The sequence below is a fragment of the Psychrobacter sp. 28M-43 genome (assembly GCF_014770435.1).
GTDB lineage: Bacteria > Pseudomonadota > Gammaproteobacteria > Pseudomonadales > Moraxellaceae > Psychrobacter.
This window is the reverse complement of sequence record NZ_CP061739.1, coordinates 2,845,784-2,864,494: the sequence shown is the minus strand read 5'-3', so window position 1 is coordinate 2,864,494 and position 18,711 is coordinate 2,845,784. Positions and strand designations below refer to the sequence as shown.

At 43.9% G+C, this 18,711-nt stretch carries 12 protein-coding genes, 2 tRNA genes and 3 rRNA genes; 13 read left to right on the top strand and 4 right to left on the bottom strand.

Annotated elements, in window-relative coordinates; genetic code table 11:
* Window positions 1-23: 23 nt before the first annotated feature.
* Window positions 24-683 carry a uracil phosphoribosyltransferase gene (gene upp / locus IEE84_RS11985; RefSeq protein ID WP_057761878.1) on the bottom strand — a complete coding sequence of 220 codons (660 nt, stop codon included), beginning with the start codon at window positions 681-683 and terminating at the stop codon, window positions 24-26.
* Between the two features lie 482 nt (window positions 684-1,165).
* Between upp and IEE84_RS11980 the strand changes: the two genes are divergently transcribed.
* The 12 genes from IEE84_RS11980 to IEE84_RS11925 all read left to right on the top strand — a co-directional run bounded on the left by IEE84_RS11980 (window position 1,166) and on the right by IEE84_RS11925 (window position 13,501).
* Window positions 1,166-1,732: a DNA glycosylase gene (locus IEE84_RS11980; protein WP_416383495.1), complete on the top strand. Its 567-nt coding sequence runs from the start codon at window positions 1,166-1,168 to the stop codon at window positions 1,730-1,732.
* 685 nt (window positions 1,733-2,417) lie between these two features.
* Window positions 2,418-3,956 (top strand): 16S ribosomal RNA (locus IEE84_RS11975).
* Between the two features lie 75 nt (window positions 3,957-4,031).
* Window positions 4,032-4,108 (top strand) — tRNA-Ile (locus IEE84_RS11970).
* Window positions 4,109-4,117: 9 nt separating this feature from the next.
* Window positions 4,118-4,193: transfer RNA gene (locus IEE84_RS11965), tRNA-Ala, on the top strand.
* A 347-nt stretch (window positions 4,194-4,540) separates the two neighbouring features.
* Window positions 4,541-7,396: ribosomal RNA gene (locus tag IEE84_RS11960) — 23S ribosomal RNA — on the top strand.
* 185 nt (window positions 7,397-7,581) lie between these two features.
* Window positions 7,582-7,695, top strand: a 5S ribosomal RNA gene (rrf, locus tag IEE84_RS11955).
* The 16S, 23S and 5S rRNA genes sit together here with 2 tRNA genes alongside, the layout of an rRNA operon.
* A gap of 253 nt (window positions 7,696-7,948) precedes the next feature.
* A complete protein-coding gene (locus IEE84_RS11950) occupies window positions 7,949-8,296 on the top strand; it encodes a hypothetical protein (RefSeq protein ID WP_191114323.1) in 348 nt (115 codons plus the stop codon).
* Window positions 8,297-8,677: 381 nt separating this feature from the next.
* Window positions 8,678-9,736: a TRAP transporter substrate-binding protein gene (locus tag IEE84_RS11945; protein ID WP_191114322.1), complete on the top strand. Its 1,059-nt coding sequence runs from the start codon at window positions 8,678-8,680 to the stop codon at window positions 9,734-9,736.
* 18 nt (window positions 9,737-9,754) lie between these two features.
* Entirely contained in the window at window positions 9,755-10,282 is a 528-nt protein-coding gene (locus tag IEE84_RS11940; protein WP_191114321.1) for a TRAP transporter small permease, read from the top strand.
* The gene (locus IEE84_RS11935; RefSeq protein ID WP_102093493.1) at window positions 10,279-11,568 is read left to right on the top strand and encodes a TRAP transporter large permease; all 1,290 of its coding nucleotides are present in this window, start codon (window positions 10,279-10,281) and stop codon (window positions 11,566-11,568) included. Before IEE84_RS11940 ends, IEE84_RS11935 begins: the two co-directional genes overlap by 4 nt.
* Before the next feature lie 234 nt (window positions 11,569-11,802).
* Window positions 11,803-12,855: a 5'-nucleotidase gene (locus IEE84_RS11930; RefSeq protein ID WP_191114320.1), complete on the top strand. Its 1,053-nt coding sequence runs from the start codon at window positions 11,803-11,805 to the stop codon at window positions 12,853-12,855.
* Between the two features lie 40 nt (window positions 12,856-12,895).
* Complete coding sequence (locus IEE84_RS11925) at window positions 12,896-13,501, top strand: rhomboid family intramembrane serine protease (RefSeq protein WP_191114319.1); 606 nt, start codon at window positions 12,896-12,898, stop codon at window positions 13,499-13,501.
* A 57-nt stretch (window positions 13,502-13,558) separates the two neighbouring features.
* Here IEE84_RS11925 and IEE84_RS11920 read toward each other — a convergent pair whose 3' ends face one another.
* The 3 genes from IEE84_RS11920 to IEE84_RS11910 all read right to left on the bottom strand — a co-directional run bounded on the left by IEE84_RS11920 (window position 13,559) and on the right by IEE84_RS11910 (window position 16,402).
* Complete coding sequence (locus IEE84_RS11920; RefSeq protein ID WP_191114318.1) at window positions 13,559-14,107, bottom strand: hypothetical protein; 549 nt, start codon at window positions 14,105-14,107, stop codon at window positions 13,559-13,561.
* Window positions 14,108-14,268: 161 nt separating this feature from the next.
* Window positions 14,269-16,137 carry a sodium:solute symporter family protein gene (locus IEE84_RS11915; RefSeq protein ID WP_191114317.1) on the bottom strand — a complete coding sequence of 623 codons (1,869 nt, stop codon included), beginning with the start codon at window positions 16,135-16,137 and terminating at the stop codon, window positions 14,269-14,271.
* 4 nt (window positions 16,138-16,141) lie between these two features.
* The gene (locus tag IEE84_RS11910) at window positions 16,142-16,402 is read right to left on the bottom strand and encodes a DUF4212 domain-containing protein (protein ID WP_101205298.1); all 261 of its coding nucleotides are present in this window, start codon (window positions 16,400-16,402) and stop codon (window positions 16,142-16,144) included.
* A 774-nt stretch (window positions 16,403-17,176) separates the two neighbouring features.
* On the opposite strand from IEE84_RS11910, the gene IEE84_RS11905 reads away from it, so the two are divergent.
* Window positions 17,177-18,673 (top strand): alanine/glycine:cation symporter family protein, encoded by a 1,497-nt coding sequence (locus tag IEE84_RS11905; protein ID WP_191114316.1) that lies wholly within the window; start codon window positions 17,177-17,179, stop codon window positions 18,671-18,673.
* Window positions 18,674-18,711 lie beyond the last annotated feature (38 nt).

Below are 18,711 nucleotides of genomic sequence, written 5' to 3'. Positions count from 1 at the left end.
GGCTTTATTTACCCTAATGAGACTTATCTATTCGATAACTGCTTACCAAAAATCTTATCACCAGCATCGCCTAGACCTGGGATGATATAACCGTGCTCATCTAAATGGCTGTCTAACGCAGCAGTATAGATAGTCACGTCAGGATGCGCTTCGTTTACCAAGCGTACGCCTTCAGGTGCAGCGACCAATACCAATGCTTTAATGTTAGTACAGCCATTTTTCTTTAGCATCTCAATAGTCGCAACCATTGAGCCGCCTGTGGCTAGCATTGGATCAATGATTAGCGCAGGACGTTTGTCCATGTGGCTCACGAATTTTTCAAAGAACGGTACTGGCTGTAACGTTTCTTCATCACGTTGTAGGCCGACCACAGAAATCTTAGCAGTAGGAATCAAGTCGAGCACCCCATCAAGCATGCCGATACCTGCGCGTAAAATCGGTACGATCGTCGCCGTCTTACCAATGATTTGCTCACCAGTGATTTCGCCACACCAGCCTTCCATTGGGAAAGTTTCGATTTCGAAATCACGGCTTGCTTCATAAGCCATCAAGCGCGCAAGCTCTTTGGTCAATGTACGGAATTTATAAGTACTACAGTCTTTTTCGCGCATAAGGCTGAGTTTATGACGGACTAGTGGATGATCGATTACCGTAATTTTTAAATCGCTGTTTAAGTCACTCATAAGTACTCTCTTGGTTTCTTGTCTGATGCTTGCGCAGTTACTGCGGTTGCTATTAGTATAAAAGATACAAACACTTACCGCACTTTAACCATATCCTTAGCTCATAAATAGTAAAGTGAAACCCTTCACAATCAAGCTAATTAACTACTTTTCGACAGTGCTCATTTATCGCAATGACAATATTTGCGTTCACAGCTGCCATCAAAGCCTAAGCAATTCAGGCTAAGTAAAATGATATCGCGCTATCTTAAGTCAACTGATTGAACCGACTAAGTTTGACTATATAACGTAATTATAAGTGAGGTAGTGTTTAGACTTGCTATGATACCAAAAAAACCGCTTTTCTGATGAAGAATATCATGACTATAAAAACACCAAGCACCCAAAAAACTGCTGATACTGAATCGAAATTGTCTAATGACAAAGCCACAGAGCTTGAAACCCATCCTTTTGAGCCTGTCTTACCGCCCAATGCAACAGTCATGATGATGGGTACGTTCCCACCGACTGCTGATAAATGGGCGATGAGCTTTCATTATCCCAATTTTTATAATGATATGTGGCGGATATATGGACGAGTATTTTTTGATGATGCTGACTACTTTAGAGTAGGCGATGAGAAACGATTCGACCCTGAGCATATTCGAGATTTTATGTTTGAACGTGGCATTGCTTCTTGTCCGACAGTAAAGCAGGCCATCCGTGAGACGGGTAATGCTTCGGATAAAAATCTAACGGTAGTCACACCTGTTGATCTAGATATTATTTTGCCGCAAGTGCCAAAGGTAGAGTCATTGTTCACAACAGGAGGCAAGGCAACCGAAGTACTACTTGGGTTATTAGACGAGCCAATTGCCAAATCAAAGCATCCGAAAACCAATCAAAGTATGGATTACCCTTATCAATGGCAGAGTACAGATAACCAGAAAGCTGATGTGAATAATCTAACCTTATATAGGTTACCGTCCACTTCACGTGCCTATCCGTTATCGTTGGATAAGAAAGTAGCGGCGTATAAAGCTTTTTTTGAAAAGATGGGTAAGTTATAAAGTGCAAATAGAGAAATGGTTGCGCTAATAAGAGACAAAACTCAAAGATAGTAAAAGGTATTTATCTAACAAAGCTAAACGTTTTTGATGTTAGAAAGTACAGTAAATATCACATCTATAGTCAGTCTTTAAATCTATTGAAAATTGATTAAACAATAACCCATTGAAAAAGGTGACAATTTATTCATCTACTAAAATAAGTTCAAAAACATTAATAAAACGGGTTGACACAAAAGTTAAACCGTCTATAATACGCACCTCATCAAGACGAGCTGGAAGTAGCTAGTGTGTAGATTACACATTAATAACCCAGTTAACTTGTTGAAACAAATTAAAAAAAGAAGTTGACAGACTATTAAAACATGATATGATGGTCAGCTCGCTAAATAGGATAAGCCACATTGGCTGACTTGTTTAGTTTGAAATACTAGCACTGGACGACAGTGTCAGACATTATTTAAAAGCATAACTAAAGAACAACTTGTGTGGATTTTTGCTGATTCAGAATGCTAAAAAATAAAGTTGACTATCTTTTCTTTTCGGGAAGATTATTAACTATAAAAATTATCATTTAAGACAGCAGAAAAACTCAAAGTTAATTCATTACGAACATAATTTTTAGCGATTTTGCCAGATTAAATGAGCCAAGTTTAGAAGCTTCTTTAAAGAGCTTCATAGCAAGATTAAACTGAAGAGTTTGATCATGGCTCAGATTGAACGCTGGCGGCAGGCTTAACACATGCAAGTCGAGCGGAAACGATGGTAGCTTGCTACCAGGCGTCGAGCGGCGGACGGGTGAGTAATACTTAGGAATCTACCTAGTAGTGGGGGATAGCACGGGGAAACTCGTATTAATACCGCATACGACCTACGGGAGAAAGGGGGCAGTTTACTGCTCTCGCTATTAGATGAGCCTAAGTCGGATTAGCTAGATGGTGGGGTAAAGGCCTACCATGGCGACGATCTGTAGCTGGTCTGAGAGGATGATCAGCCACACCGGGACTGAGACACGGCCCGGACTCCTACGGGAGGCAGCAGTGGGGAATATTGGACAATGGGGGAAACCCTGATCCAGCCATGCCGCGTGTGTGAAGAAGGCCTTTTGGTTGTAAAGCACTTTAAGCAGTGAAGAAGACTCTTCGGTTAATACCCGGAGACGATGACATTAGCTGCAGAATAAGCACCGGCTAACTCTGTGCCAGCAGCCGCGGTAATACAGAGGGTGCAAGCGTTAATCGGAATTACTGGGCGTAAAGCGAGCGTAGGTGGCTTGATAAGTCAGATGTGAAATCCCCGGGCTTAACCTGGGAACTGCATCTGAAACTGTTAGGCTAGAGTAGGTGAGAGGGAAGTAGAATTTCAGGTGTAGCGGTGAAATGCGTAGAGATCTGAAGGAATACCGATGGCGAAGGCAGCTTCCTGGCATCATACTGACACTGAGGCTCGAAAGCGTGGGTAGCAAACAGGATTAGATACCCTGGTAGTCCACGCCGTAAACGATGTCTACTAGTCGTTGGGTCCCTTGAGGACTTAGTGACGCAGCTAACGCAATAAGTAGACCGCCTGGGGAGTACGGCCGCAAGGTTAAAACTCAAATGAATTGACGGGGGCCCGCACAAGCGGTGGAGCATGTGGTTTAATTCGATGCAACGCGAAGAACCTTACCTGGTCTTGACATATCTAGAATCCTGCAGAGATGCGGGAGTGCCTTCGGGAATTAGAATACAGGTGCTGCATGGCTGTCGTCAGCTCGTGTCGTGAGATGTTGGGTTAAGTCCCGCAACGAGCGCAACCCTTGTCCTTAGTTACCAGCGGGTTAAGCCGGGAACTCTAAGGATACTGCCAGTGACAAACTGGAGGAAGGCGGGGACGACGTCAAGTCATCATGGCCCTTACGACCAGGGCTACACACGTGCTACAATGGTAGGTACAGAGGGCAGCTACACAGCGATGTGATGCGAATCTCAAAAAGCCTATCGTAGTCCAGATTGGAGTCTGCAACTCGACTCCATGAAGTAGGAATCGCTAGTAATCGCGGATCAGAATGCCGCGGTGAATACGTTCCCGGGCCTTGTACACACCGCCCGTCACACCATGGGAGTTGATTGCACCAGAAGTGGATAGCTTAACCTTCGGGGAGGCGTTCACCACGGTGTGGTTGATGACTGGGGTGAAGTCGTAACAAGGTAGCCGTAGGGGAACCTGCGGCTGGATCACCTCCTTATAGACGCATTCGGTCAGCAAGAATTCACAACAAGTTGTTCTTTAGTTTAAGCTTACGTTTTTAACAAACGTATTAGGGTCTGTAGCTCAGCTGGTTAGAGCACCGTGTTGATAACGCGGGGGTCGGTGGTTCAAGTCCACCTAGACCCACCATTTTACAATGGGGCCATAGCTCAGTTGGTAGAGCGCCTGCCTTGCACGCAGGAGGTCAACGGTTCGACTCCGTTTGGCTCCACCACTACTAAGACGGTTAAGTAAGCTTTAGATGCCAATAAATAAATAGGTATTAAATAGAAATAAGTGATTGTTAATGATTACTTCTTTCTGTTTTATACAGAATCTGTGACTCGACGAGAGCATAGAGACTATTTAAAAACATAGATATGAGTCTGGGTTAAGAAGAGCGTGTTCACGCGCACTTCTTAACCTTAATAACTCACCTCTTAACGACATCAGTTGTTATCCCAGGGGTGAGTTATTAAAAAAAGTAAAGAGAACTGAATCAAGCGTATAAACATAGGTGATATCGTTATCATAATTAGATTGTATGACACTTAGAAGTCGAAAGACTACTTGGGGTTGTATGGTCAAGTAATGAAGCGCACATGGTGGATGCCTTGGCAGTCAGAGGCGATGAAAGACGTGACAGCCTGCGATAAGCTTCGGGGAGGCGGCAATATCCTGTGATCCGGAGATTTCTGAATGGGGAAACCCACTTACCATAAGGTAGGTATCCTAATTTATTAGGAAGCGAACGAGGGGAAGTGAAACATCTCAGTACCCTTAGGAATAGACATCAATTGAGATTCCCCTAGTAGCGGCGAGCGAACGGGGAGAAGCCGATTAATTCTAATGTAGAAGAACAGCGTGGGAAAGCTGACCGTAGTAGGTGATAGTCCTGTATTCGAAACATTAGAGTTAACATATTAAGTAGAGCGGGGCACGAGAAATCCTGTTTGAAGATGGGGGGACCATCCTCCAAGGCTAAATACTCCTGACTGACCGATAGTGAACCAGTACCGTGAGGGAAAGGCGAAAAGAACCCCTGTGAGGGGAGTGAAATAGAACCTGAAACCGTGTGCGTACAAGCAGTGGGAGCCCACTTGTTGGGTGACCGCGTACCTTTTGTATAATGGGTCAGCGACTTATATTCTGTAGCAAGGTTAACCGTTTAGGGGAGCCGTAGGGAAACCGAGTCTTAATAGGGCGTTTAGTTGCAGGGTATAGACCCGAAACCGAGTGATCTATCCATGAGCAGGTTGAAAGTGCCGTAACAGGCACCGGAGGACCGAACCCACTGTCGTTGAAAAGCCAGGGGATGACTTGTGGATAGGGGTGAAAGGCTAATCAAACTCGGTGATAGCTGGTTCTCCCCGAAAGCTATTTAGGTAGCGCCTCGGACGAACACCATTGGGGGTAGAGCACTGTTTCGGCTAGGGGGTCATACCGACTTACCAAACCGATGCAAACTCCGAATACCGATGAGTGATATCCGGGAGACACACGGTGGGTGCTAACGTCCATCGTGGAGAGGGAAACAACCCAGACCGCCAGCTAAGGCCCCAAATTCCTAGTTAAGTGGGAAACGAGGTGGGAAGGCATAGACAGCTAGGAGGTTGGCTTAGAAGCAGCCATCCTTTAAAGAAAGCGTAATAGCTCACTAGTCGAGTCGGCCCGCGCGGAAGATGTAACGGGGCTCAAACTAGGAGCCGAAGCTGCGGATTTGAATTTGTTTTCAAGTGGTAGGGGAGCGTTGTGTAAGCCTGTGAAGGTGTGTTGTAAAGCATGCTGGAGGTATCACAAGAGCGAATGCTGACGTGAGTAACGATAATGCGAGTGAAAAGCTCGCACGCCGGAAGATCAAGGGTTCCAGTCCAACGTTAATCGGGGCTGGGTGAGTCGACCCCTAAGGCGAGGCCGAAAGGCGTAGTCGATGGGAAATCGGTTAATATTCCGATACTTGTTTATAATGCGATGGAGGGACGGAGAAGGTTATGTCAGCCTGGCGTTGGTTGTCCAGGTGAAAGGATGTAGGTTTATAGCTTAGGTAAATCCGGGCTATTTTATACCGAGATCTGATAGCAAGCTGTACTTGTACAGCGAAGTGGCAAATACCATGCTTCCAGGAAAAGCTTCTAAGCAATAGTTATAAACGAATCGTACCCTAAACCGACACAGGTGATCAGGTAGAGAATACCAAGGCGCTTGAGAGAACTCTGCTGAAGGAACTAGGCAAAATGGTACCGTAACTTCGGGAGAAGGTACGCTGTTGATGGTGATAGGACTTGCTCCTTGAGCTGTTGGCAGTCGCAGATACCAGGCTGCTGCAACTGTTTATTAAAAACACAGCACTCTGCAAACACGAAAGTGGACGTATAGGGTGTGATGTCTGCCCGGTGCTGGAAGGTTAATTGATGGGGTTAGCGTAAGCGAAGCTCTTGATCGAAGCCCCAGTAAACGGCGGCCGTAACTATAACGGTCCTAAGGTAGCGAAATTCCTTGTCGGGTAAGTTCCGACCTGCACGAATGACATAATGATGGCAGCGCTGTCTCCAGCAGAGACTCAGTGAAATCGAAATCGCAGTGAAGATGCTGTGTACCCGCGGCTAGACGGAAAGACCCCGTGAACCTTTACTACAGCTTTACATTGAACTTTGACCTGACTTGTGCAGGATAGGTGGGAGGCTTTGAAGCCGAGACGCTAGTCTCGGTGGAGCCAATCTTGAAATACCACCCTGGTCATGTTGGGGTTCTAACTCAGGTATAACAATACCGAGGACAATGTATGGTGGGTAGTTTGACTGGGGCGGTCTCCTCCTAAAGAGTAACGGAGGAGTACGAAGGTGCGCTCAGACCGGTCGGAAATCGGTCGTAGAGTATAAAGGCAAAAGCGCGCTTAACTGCGAGACCCACAAGTCGAGCAGGTACGAAAGTAGGTCTTAGTGATCCGGTGGTTCTGTATGGAAGGGCCATCGCTCAACGGATAAAAGGTACTCTGGGGATAACAGGCTGATACCGCCCAAGAGTTCATATCGACGGCGGTGTTTGGCACCTCGATGTCGGCTCATCTCATCCTAGGGCTGAAGCAGGTCCTAAGGGTATGGCTGTTCGCCATTTAAAGAGGTACGCGAGCTGGGTTTAGAACGTCGTGAGACAGTTCGGTCCCTATCTACCGTGGGCGTTGGAAATTTGAGAGGATCTGCTCCTAGTACGAGAGGACCAGAGTGGACGAACCTCTGGTGTTCGGGTTGTCACGCCAGTGGCATTGCCCGGTAGCTACGTTCGGATGGGATAACCGCTGAAAGCATCTAAGCGGGAAGCCCACCTCAAGATTAGATTTCCCTAAAGAGCCGTTCAAGACTAGGACGTTGATAGGCAGGGTGTGGAAGCACAGCGATGTGTGTAGCTAACCTGTACTAATTGCTCGTTTGGCTTGACCATACAACACCCAAGTGGTTTGTATACAAGTCTAATTAATCTATCTTGTATAGCTCAGGCTATAGAATAAAGAAAGAATATTTCGATATCACCTTTAACCTTGATTCAGTTAGGTTACAAGTTGATCGACAACAAGCTCAAACTTGATGTCAATAAAAACAATAACAGACTCATATCTAACCCCCTTTGCTGACGACAATAGCGCGATGGCCCCACCTGATCCCTTCCCGAACTCAGAAGTGAAACATCGTAGCGCCAATGGTAGTGTGGTTCGCCCATGTGAGAGTAGGTCATCGTCAGCTCTCTATTCTGAAATATCCCCCGACATTAGCTTGTCGGGGGATTTTCTTTGTCAGCAGTTTGGTGATAATGCTTCGATTAACAGCCATCAATCTTATTCAGTAAAATAATTATATTTGGTGCCAGTGCTCGATGTCAGAAAGTTTAACGCTAGATATTTCGGTCAAAACTCAAAACTTCCTACAAATCAGTTTGATGTGATATTATTTATTCACTTCTAGAATCTACTATCTCTCATTTATTTTGGAGCACATTATGGGCGTTTCACTCTACTATACTGCTGAACGTTCTACTCTCTTGACTCAACAGGAGCAAGAAAATATTGCGTCAATAGTCGATGAATATAATGAAAATTTTGAGCATGCAGATGATGCAGAGACTTTCGATCTCTATGCATATGATGATAGTGAGTCAGAGGTCATATTAGCAGGAGCTACAAAGCTACCTGCTAGTATGGATGTAGAAGATCTTATGTATACCTTAGAGCATTGGTTACAGTGTCTGACCGAGATTCGCCTTGTGGTAACTGATGCAGAATGGCATGTGCATCTAGATGATAACGATGCTGTATGGGTAGATGATAAATGGCAAATGGAAGAATAACGCTTTATCACTATTATTATCTGTATAACTGCCTAGAGCAGCTTCTATAAGCTCATAAAATATTTACACAAAAAAGCTCTCAACTGGATAACAGGCTGAGAGCTTTTTTATGAGAAATTATTTTAGTCTACTTACTTTTTACTACTATCTATATAGACAATTCAAGTATCAAAAATATATCTATAATATGAATATATCCTCTATAATCTGCTCAAAATGATTTGACTTCTATCATTATAGCTGCTAATTTTAAACAGTACTTTTATTACAGGTATGTAAAAAATATATCTAAACCTTGTAGCCAATTTAATCTAGGATGAATCAAATTGTCTGCTAGTAATACCTTACTCCTATTCTCATAATTATCAAAAGGAATTGATAATGAAGTTAGCTCCTCTTTTTTCAATTGGTGCTTTAGCCGCTATTAGTCTTTTTGGCTGTTCTAACCAATCTGCTGATACGACTGATGGCTCATCATCGACTTCTCAAGAAACTACCGTGCTACGGTTTTCGCATTTTTGGCCAGCAACCTCATCTATCAGTAAAGAAGTTTTTGAGCCTTGGGCAAAACAGATAGAAACAGATTCTGACGGCCGCCTAAAGGTTGAGCTGTATCCATCGGCGGGCCTTGCTAAAGCAGACGTTACTTACGAATCTGCTGCCAAAGGTACTATCGATATCGGTTCACAAGCGCATGGTTATACCAATGGTCGTTTTCCTTTGACTCAGATTACTGAGCTTCCAGGTTTATCAAACTCAGCAACCCAAATGGGCTGTATGCTACAGACTCTATATGATGACGGTACTTTGGCGAGTGAGTATGAAGATACTCATTTACTATTTATGTACGGCGGCGGACCTGGTGCACTTCATACAACGGATAAGTTAATTCGTACGCCTGCAGATATGAAAGGTATGCGTATTCGCCGTCCTTCAGCTGTGGCAGGTGACATTATCGAAAGTGCAGGTGCTTCACCAGTCGGTTTACCTGCAAACGATATGTATACCTCTCTACAGCGAGGTGTCGTTGATGGTTTAAGTTTCCCTTGGGAGGCGGTAACAGCATTTAAAATTGATGAGATTACCAAATACCATACCAATATTCCTTTCTATAGTTCAGCGCTTATGGTCACGATGAACAAAGACAAATATGACAACTTACCTGACGATCTAAAACAAGTTTTAGATAAAAACTCAGGAATGGCGTTGGCCAGTAAAGTTGGTGAAGTATTTGATAAGCATGACCAGATGGCAATTCAAGCTGCTAAAGATAAAGGTGATGAAATTGTCGAAATTCCTGATCCGCTAAATGATCCAGATTGGAAAGGGCCACTTGAAAGAGGAACCCAAAAATATCTAAGTGATGTTAACGCTTTGGGTTTAGATGCCGATGGTGTCTATGAAAAAGCAAAAGCTGCCAGTGCTGCCTGTAAGGTCTAACCTAATTGGAGGTGTCACATGGCATTTTTAGTCAAGCTCAGCGTCCTAATCTCTAGATTATGCCAGTTTATCGGTGGGGTGAGTCTCATCATCATCGTCCTAACCACCATGCTCGACGTCGTCGCACGCTACGTATTCAAACTCACCGGCGGTGAGTTTGGCTTTACCGTCAAAGGCAGTGTAGAGATCGTCTCCTACTTTATGCTATTTGCATTACTCGCTGCCTTTGCCGCGTTTGTCGAACGCTCACAAATCATCGTCGACGTCTTCACCCAGAAAATGCCCCAGTCTATCAAAGGCTACCTTATGGGTATCTTTATGATGGGCTTCTTTGTCATCGGCATCGTCTTCTCATGGGGACTCTACGAGAGCGCCATTGATGCCTTAGAGTATGGCAAAGTCACCCAAGACCTTCGAATATCTATGATGCCTATCTATATGGTTAGTGCATTTTTAAGCATCCTACTGGCCATTCGCTCATTGATCGAATCTATCAACATCTTTAAGACAGGCGAATTCTTTGACGCCGAGGAGACAGGCGCATGAGTCCAGAAATTATCGGTGCGATTGGCCTAGTTGTCATGATCCTGCTTGTCGTCTTACGAGTACCCGTTGCACTTGCCATGTTAGGGGTAGGCTTAGTCGGTTTTGGTGCGGTTACCGCGCCTAGTGGTGCTCTGCAAATGCTCAAAGACATCCCAGTCGATGTCTTAGCAAAGTATGACTTTAGTGCCATTCCCTTATTTATTCTCATGGGCGTGTTTGCGACTCACTCCGGCATGGCAGGTAAACTGTTTGAAGCTACCCGAACCATATTTGGCGGTGTAAGGGGGAGTCTTGGTATTGCCGGTATTGGTTCATCCGGTATCTTTGCCTCTATCTCAGGCTCATCACTTGCCACTGCGTCTACCATGACTAAGGTGGCGCTACCGCAAATGGAGAAGTACGGCTATCAGCCAGGCTTTGCCTGCGGCATCTTAGCTGCTGGTGGTACGCTTGGTATCATGATTCCGCCCAGTATTGCCTTACTGGTCTATGCCATCTTAACCCAGCAGTCAGTAGGTGACATGTTCATCGCTGGGTTCCTACCGGGTATGCTCGGTATGGTGATGTACTCACTCACGGTCATGGTGATGGTACGCTGGAAACCGCACTTGGCAAAACGTGGTGAGAAAACGTCTTGGAAAGCCAAGCTACTGTCACTGACTGGTCTGATACCATTCAGCTTTATCTTTATCGTGATTATTGCCGGTATCTTCTTTGGTCTATTTACCCCAACAGAAGGCGCTGCAGTAGGGGCGTTTGTCTCTTGGGCTTATGCCTTTGCTAAAGGCATGCGTTTAGATGGTCTCAAGCAATCATTGATTGAGACGCTAGCACTCTCTGCAGTGGTGTTCTTTATGCTATTGGGTGCAGAGGCATTGGGATATTTTATCTCAGTCTCACGTTTGTCTTATACTTTGGCATCTTGGATCGGTGGATTGGCCGTCAGTCCAATGATTGTCCTAATCTGTATTCTATTCATGTACTTCCTATTAGGACTGTTCATGGATGCGTTAGCGATGCTGGTAATCACCATACCTGTGGTATATCCAATCATTCTAGCGTTAGGGTTTGATCCAGTATGGTTTGGTATCATTGCGGTATTGACGGTGGAGCTTGGTTTGATTACGCCGCCGATGGGGATGAATATCTTTGTGATTAAGGCGATGGCACCGCACATTAAGCTGAGTGATATGTTCCGCGGGGTGGCACCATTCATTGTCTCTGATGTGATTCGTTTGGTTATCTTGGTGATGTTCCCTGCGATCTCACTTGTGCTATTGGGGTAGGCTGAATCTAAAACCTCATGTATAACGTTATTGTATGAAGCCATATTGCTAATAAAGCAGTGTGGCTTTTTTATTGGCTGATATTTTGTCAAAGAATTAAGAGAGAGATATTTTACAAACTCACAATCTATGACGCTGCATGGTGATAACTTTTCTTAGTGTTATAAAGGCTTACGAATGTAGTAAACTGGTTTTTATTCATTTTCCTATATAACTTTATAAGTAGAGATAGTCATGGCTGTCGATTTTAGTAATACGCTTATCGTCGCAATTTCTGCGACGGCACTTTTTGATTTGACTGAGTCAGAAAACTATTTGCTAGAGCTGCTAGAGCAACGACCTACAAGTGCTATAAAAGAGTTTAGGGAGTACATGACCGAACGTGAAAATGATCCTTTGAATATTGGTGCAGGTTATCCGCTAATTAAAGCATTACTAAACCTAAATAAGTATTGTGATAATAGTGATAGACAAGATTCAGACATCGAAACACCATTGGTCGAAGTCGTTATTGTCTCAAAAAGCAGCCCAGACACTGGTATTCAGGTGCTTAATGCAATTCTAGAACATGGTATTAATATTTCTCGTTCAGCTTTTGTTTCAGGTAGCCCTGTTGCGCCTTATATTAAAGACTTTAACGTTGATCTATTCTTGACCACCAATCGCGACGATGCCCAGCAAGTTGCGGATGCCAATATCTGTGCCTGTGCCATACTAGACGCTACGCCTGTGAATACTTATGAGCTGGATACTGAGCAGCTGCGCATTGCCTTTGACGGGGACGCGGTACTTTTTGATGATTCAGGTGAATTGCTATACAAACAAAAAGGGCTACGAGCCTTTCATGATCGTGAAGTACAAATGCGTGATTTGCCAATTGAAAAAGGCCCTTATGCTGAATTATTGATTAAATTGTCAAATCTGCAGGAGCGCCTACCCGCTGGTCTAAAATACTCGCCAATAAAAATTGCGCTGGTGACCGCGCGTAATGCACCAGCTGACTTACGTGCTATCAAGACATTGCGAGAGTGGGGCGTAAATGTTGATATGGCATTTTTTTTGGGAGGACTAGAGAAAACAGCGGTACTCAGAACATTTGCGCCGCATATCTTCTTTGATGATTCAATCAAGCACATTGATGCGGCACGTCGCTTTATTCCTACGGCCTTGGTTCCTTATCATTCGACATCGTTATTACATGGTGACAACTATCTCACTGCTGATGAAGATGCATCTTTGCTATCATTCAAACCTGCTGTGCGTCCCTTGTTTGCTGTAAATCACTAAGTAGGCATAAAAAATCTAGATAATAAGGATAGGATGGTATATGAATTGGCAGCAATTGCTTAATTTGATTGTGGTACGGATAAAGCAGGTCATCGGACTATATGCTTTTGTGCTTATACCGATGTGGGGCATGTTTTTTCTAAATGAAGTGGCCTTATTTGGACTGTGGAATATCTTTGGTATCGTACCGCGTGCTTTAGATGTAGGTAGTATGATAGGGGTGTTTGCTTCATGGACCATGCATGGCAATTTGTCGCATTTGACTGGCAATACGGTGACGCTATTACAGATTTTGTTTTTGTTTGGACTGTTTGAGAAGAATGCTTATCGCACGGTAATTAAACTGGTGGTCGCCTCAGGACTGGTCACTTGGGTTATCGGGTCGCCATCTTCTATCCATATTGGCGCATCAGGGCTTTGTTTTGCAATGTTAGGTTATATGATAGGCGGGGCTATATTTGCGCGGCGTTGGGGTTATTTGATTGCTTGTATCGTCATGGGAACTGGTTATTGGCTGACCATTAAGCAAGGATTGATGCCGCAACAAGGCATCTCATTTGCGGCACATTTTGGTGGTTTGTGTGCGGGGCTATTGCTGGGCGCCAATTCAAAGCATACTTATTCAGCAGCTTCTCAACGCTATTAAACGCAACTGGATGTCAGCATTTAATCAATCAACATTATCATACTAAGCATTATTGGATCAGACGCTTTCATCAGTACAGATTTTGATAAATAAAGGGTCATCTGTAGTTAGCTCTCGCCATGCAGTGGTCTGTTTAACATGTTCATCCACCGTCAACGTGCTACCTTTTTCTGGTATCACGTAGTCCGCTCGTGCAGGAGTAGTGCAATCGATAACTTGTGGAACTTTCTCTACACTTCTTCGTCTTTCAAATAAATATAAATTGAATAAATATATATTTGGGTTGTCTACTTGCACACTAGCATTTCCAGTATCAGCAGCGATAAAACGTAATATTTGTGGTTTAGCATAAGACCATGGGCGGAACCATTCCTTGCTTTCTGCTGTTTTGACAACTTCTACGCCTTCTGGCAGATCTCGCACTTGTTGACCATACCAGCTGTATTCCTGGTTTATCTGGAATGCAAACATCCCAATAGCAGCAAATAAGGGAATCAGCCATTTAGGTGCACGTTTGCCTGCCAGTTTGCTGAGGTGAGTTATGATAAGTGCTAGTCCAGCCATACCAAATGCGGCAGCGATGGTAGCGATAAACTCAAAAAGCATAAAATATTCCTTAATGCGTTAGATGTGTCTAATTGAACCTATTAGATAAAGTAAAAATCTAAAATTTAGTTATTATAGCTATAGGATAAAAAAATCACCCACAAGCAGCTACTGCCTGTGAGTGATATATAGTAACAGAAGATATATCCTCAGTTGTGAGCTTAGTGGTCGACCGCACCGCCTGCGCCACGTGGAGAACGTACGCTCTCAACCAGCTCTTGAATATGTGCTGGTGGTGGCGCAGTAGCATAAGATACAGCGAATGCTACGATGAAGTTAAGCAATGCACCAACTGCACCAAATGATAGTGGTGAGATACCAAATAACCAGTACTCTTCAGTATCAGGGAAGTTCGCTGTACCACTGATGAAGAACCAACCTTTGAACATAAAGATATAGATAAGAACGACTATTAAACCAGTCAACATACCGGCGATAGCGCCAAGATTGTTGATGCGTTTAGAGAAAATACCCATCATTAACACAGGGAACAATGAAGAGGCAGCAATACCGAAGGCCAGTGCTACGACCTGTGCGGCAAACCCTGGCGGATTCATACCTAAGTAAGTTGCTACTACAATCGCCACACCCATAGTGATACGAGCATATTTTAGCTCTTGTTTATCAGTGATATTTGGGTTTAAGTTACGTTTGATCAAGTCATGACTGATGGCTGATGAAATTGCGAGCAGTAGGCCTGCAGCGGTTGATAGTGCTGCTGCCAAACCACCTGCAGCAATCAGACCAATAACCCATGGTGGAAGCTGTGCAATTTCTGGATTCGCTAGAACTAAGATATCAGCGTTAACATCAAGCTCGTTACCTGCCCATCCAGCGTTAGCAAAACGACCATCAAGCTCTGCATCATGTGCAATACGAGCGGTTTCTACCGCTGCAGTTGCTGCAGCAACATCGCCACCGTCAGTTTGAGCAGTATTAAGGGCGATCTGAGCAGCACCTAACCCACTATCACTGTACAACTGAATACGACCATCATTGTTTAGATCGTTATACTTGATAAGACCTGTTTCTTCCCATGTCATCATCCAGTCTGGACGTTGATCATATTCTAGAGGCGCTTCTGCAACCCCTTGTGGGTAAACGGTGTCAATTAGGTTTAGACGAGCCATAGCACCTACTGCTGGAGCAGTAAAGTATAGTAGCGAGATAAATACCAGTGTCCAACCTGCTGTCCAACGTGCATCGGCAACCTTAGGTACAGTGAAAAAACGAATGATAACGTGTGGTAGACCTGCTGTACCGATCATTAGCGTCAAGGTAAATAGCACCATGTTTAGCTTGTTAGGAACATCAGCCGTATAAGAGGCAAATCCTAAGTCAGTCACAACTTGGTTAAGCTTAGTCAAAATAGGGACACCTGATTCGACATGGTTTGAGAACAAACCAAGGCCTGGAATCGGGTTACCTGTCAACTCAAGTGAAATAAAGACAGCAGGAATAGTATAGGCAATCATCAGAACCACATACTGTGCAACCTGCGTATAGGTAATCCCTTTCATACCACCAAGTACGGCATAGAAGAAGACAACAATAGCCGCAATGATAAGACCAGTACTGCTCTCAACTTCTAAGAAGCGCGAGAATGCAACACCAGCACCGGTCATCTGACCGATAACGTAAGTGGTCGATGCGGTAATCAAACAGACCACAGCAATCATAGCAGCCGTTTTTGAGTAAAAACGATCGCCGATAAAATCAGGAACCGTGAACTTACCGAACTTACGTAAATAAGGCGCTAAAAGCATCGCTAGCAGAACATAACCGCCAGTCCAACCCATCAAATAGGTAGAAGCGCCATAACCACTAGCAGCAATAAGACCTGCCATTGAGATAAATGACGCCGCACTCATCCAGTCAGCAGCTGTTGCCATACCGTTAACGACTGGATGGACACCACCACCAGCAACATAAAATTCACTGGTTGAACCAGCACGAGCCCAAATCGCGATACCGAAATAGAGAGCGAAGGATAGACCCACAAAAATAAGATTAATTACAAATTGACTCATGGGGCTATTCCTCGTCTACGCCATATTGTTTATCTAACTTATTCATACGCCAAGCGTAAAAGAAAATTAGGATGATAAATATACCAATGGATCCTTGCTGAGCAAACCAAAAGCCCAGATCAGTACCACCGATTTTGATACCAGCTAACAATGGACGAAACAAGATACCAAAGCCATATGAGCATAGCGCCCAAACAACCAAGCTGCCGAGAATGAGACGAATATTGGCGCGCCAATATCCAGATGGATCGTTGTGGTTTTCCATAGGACAACTCCTTTTGTCTTACCTAAAAAATATCAACCATATAAAAAGAACTGCAATTATTTCTTACCACGAAAAGTATAAAAAATAGTCAGGTACTGCTTTATATAGTGAAAACGGTGATGCGTGATAGTACGTTTAATGCTCGGTAGTTCTCTACTTCAAATAAAAGTAGTTAACTATTTAAGCATCGCTTTGACTTAAACCATCGAATGGCAAAAATAACGTTTCTTGAGGAAGACAGAAGGGTGGACTATCCAGTGTCTTTTTAACAATCTCGTCTTCCTGACAAGAGTTTTAATCTTTTTAACACGCTAACCTGTTGTGCTGCTTGATAGCTTCTTGTACTGATTAATAGCTTCGATAACCATAAAACAGTCTAAACGGATATAGAATTTATATTAGCACGGTTTAATAAAGATAATTGCAAACTACTGCACATGAATAATAATTAAATTGCTAACAATTAGTTTGCTTAGCATTCATTAAAAAACCTAACGTTACGGAAACGGTACGGCAACCGTGTAATTTGTGCGATTAAATTATCACTTAATCTATTCTATATAAGATAAAACATAAGCATTATTTATTTTAAAAATAATTATATTAAGTTGATAAGTAAACGTGATGGTCGCATGTCGCTCAATATCTATATCATGCACGTGTCTTTTTGGTATCAGATATTTTGCGCAGAGGCTTATATAGACCATGGCAATCAAAATATAATATCGATATGAAATTTAAGTAACGCGTATAAAGAATGAATAAGGAGCCCATATGAACGAAGGGATAGTAGGTTGGTTTAATAACATCGTAAATTATGGTGTCGGTATTATCTGGGGTAACAATGACTGGCTGATTGCTAGTAACCCTTGGTATGGACTACTGATGTTCTTACTAATTGGTGCGGGTCTCTACTTCACCGTCGTGACACGTTTTATTCAGTTCCGTCATTTTGGTCATATGTGGAAGTTACTACGCGTGTCCAACCAAGGACGCAAAGATGGTGGTATTAGCTCGTTTGAAGCATTGATGACGTCGCTGGCCGCGCGTGTTGGTACTGGTAACTTGGCAGGTGTGGCAATCGCAATCTATCTAGGTGGACCAGGTGCTGTATTCTGGATGTGGATGACGGCACTGGTCGGTATGTCGACCAGCTTTATCGAGTCAACCTTAGCACAGGCGTACAAAGTACCGCACAACGATAATGTGTACCGCGGGGGCCCTGCTTATTACATTGAAAAAGGCCTAGGCAGACGCTGGCTTGCCGTGTTTTTCTCATTATGTTTGTTAGTGGCCTTTGGTTTGGCATTCAATGGCGTACAGTCAAACACCATCGCTCAAGCGACCAATGAAGCCTTTGGTGTGCCAACGTGGATGACAGGTTTGGTACTGGTAGTACTGGTAGCGCCAGTAGTATTCGGTGGTTTGCGCTCAGTAGCTCGTATCGCGGGTAAAATCGTACCAGTGATGGCTATCTTGTATATCTTGCTAGCACTATTTATTATCGTGACTAACTTCAGTCAATTCCCAGCAGCGATCGCGTTGATTGTAAAATCAGCATTTGGTTTTGAGCAGGCGGCAGGCGGTGTCATCGGTTATGGTATTGCGCAGGCAATGATTAACGGTATCAAACGCGGCTTGTTCTCTAACGAAGCAGGTATGGGTTCAGCGCCGAATGCTGCAGCAACGGCGAAGAGTCATCCTGATCACCCAGCAGTGCAAGGTTTTATGCAAATGCTTGGCGTATTCATGGATACTCTTATCATTTGTACCGCGACGGCGTCGATTATTATCTTGTCTGGCGTAGTCGACCCTAATGTCGAGCAAGAAGGTATTCAGTTAACTCAGCTAGCCTTATCACAGTATGTGGGTGACCTAGGTGTGGTGTTCGTGGCGATTGCGATTTTTTTCTTCTCATTTACGTCTATCATCGCCAACTACAGCTACGGTGAGTCAAACCTTGAGTTTATCTCTGGTGCCAAAAACGCCAAAGTGATGATCATGATTTTCCGCTTTCTAGTGTTGGGTATGGTATTTATCGGCTCGGTTGCCAGTTTACCTGCTATATGGAACTTCGCTGACTTGTCTATGGGTCTGATGGCCTTGGTCAACTTAGTGGCCATCTTGCTGTTGTCTCCTGTAGCGCTAAGAATACTACGTGACTATGAGCGTCAGGTAAAAGAGGGTAAAACAGGCGATCAGATTAAGTTTGATCCTGATAACTTTGTGAAACTCAGAGATGAAGCTAACCGTGATGCTTGGACAGATTAAGCAGCATTGATTGGTAAAACTAGCTTGTTCTAAGCATT

What these genes read in the sequence shown, in the direction of transcription:
- IEE84_RS11950 (WP_191114323.1), top strand. Translation starts at nt 7,949, where the DNA reads ATGGGCGTTTCACTCTACTATACTGCTGAACGTTCTACTCTCTTGACT.
- upp (WP_057761878.1), bottom strand. Translation starts at nt 683, where the DNA reads ATGAGTGACTTAAACAGCGATTTAAAAATTACGGTAATCGATCATCCA.
- IEE84_RS11945 (WP_191114322.1), top strand. Translation starts at nt 8,678, where the DNA reads ATGAAGTTAGCTCCTCTTTTTTCAATTGGTGCTTTAGCCGCTATTAGT.
- IEE84_RS11915 (WP_191114317.1), bottom strand. Translation starts at nt 16,137, where the DNA reads ATGAGTCAATTTGTAATTAATCTTATTTTTGTGGGTCTATCCTTCGCT.
- IEE84_RS11910 (WP_101205298.1), bottom strand. Translation starts at nt 16,402, where the DNA reads ATGGAAAACCACAACGATCCATCTGGATATTGGCGCGCCAATATTCGT.
- IEE84_RS11930 (WP_191114320.1), top strand. Translation starts at nt 11,803, where the DNA reads ATGGCTGTCGATTTTAGTAATACGCTTATCGTCGCAATTTCTGCGACG.
- IEE84_RS11935 (WP_102093493.1), top strand. Translation starts at nt 10,279, where the DNA reads ATGAGTCCAGAAATTATCGGTGCGATTGGCCTAGTTGTCATGATCCTG.
- IEE84_RS11980 (WP_416383495.1), top strand. Translation starts at nt 1,166, where the DNA reads ATGATGATGGGTACGTTCCCACCGACTGCTGATAAATGGGCGATGAGC.
- IEE84_RS11920 (WP_191114318.1), bottom strand. Translation starts at nt 14,107, where the DNA reads ATGCTTTTTGAGTTTATCGCTACCATCGCTGCCGCATTTGGTATGGCT.
- IEE84_RS11940 (WP_191114321.1), top strand. Translation starts at nt 9,755, where the DNA reads ATGGCATTTTTAGTCAAGCTCAGCGTCCTAATCTCTAGATTATGCCAG.
- IEE84_RS11905 (WP_191114316.1), top strand. Translation starts at nt 17,177, where the DNA reads ATGAACGAAGGGATAGTAGGTTGGTTTAATAACATCGTAAATTATGGT.
- IEE84_RS11925 (WP_191114319.1), top strand. Translation starts at nt 12,896, where the DNA reads ATGAATTGGCAGCAATTGCTTAATTTGATTGTGGTACGGATAAAGCAG.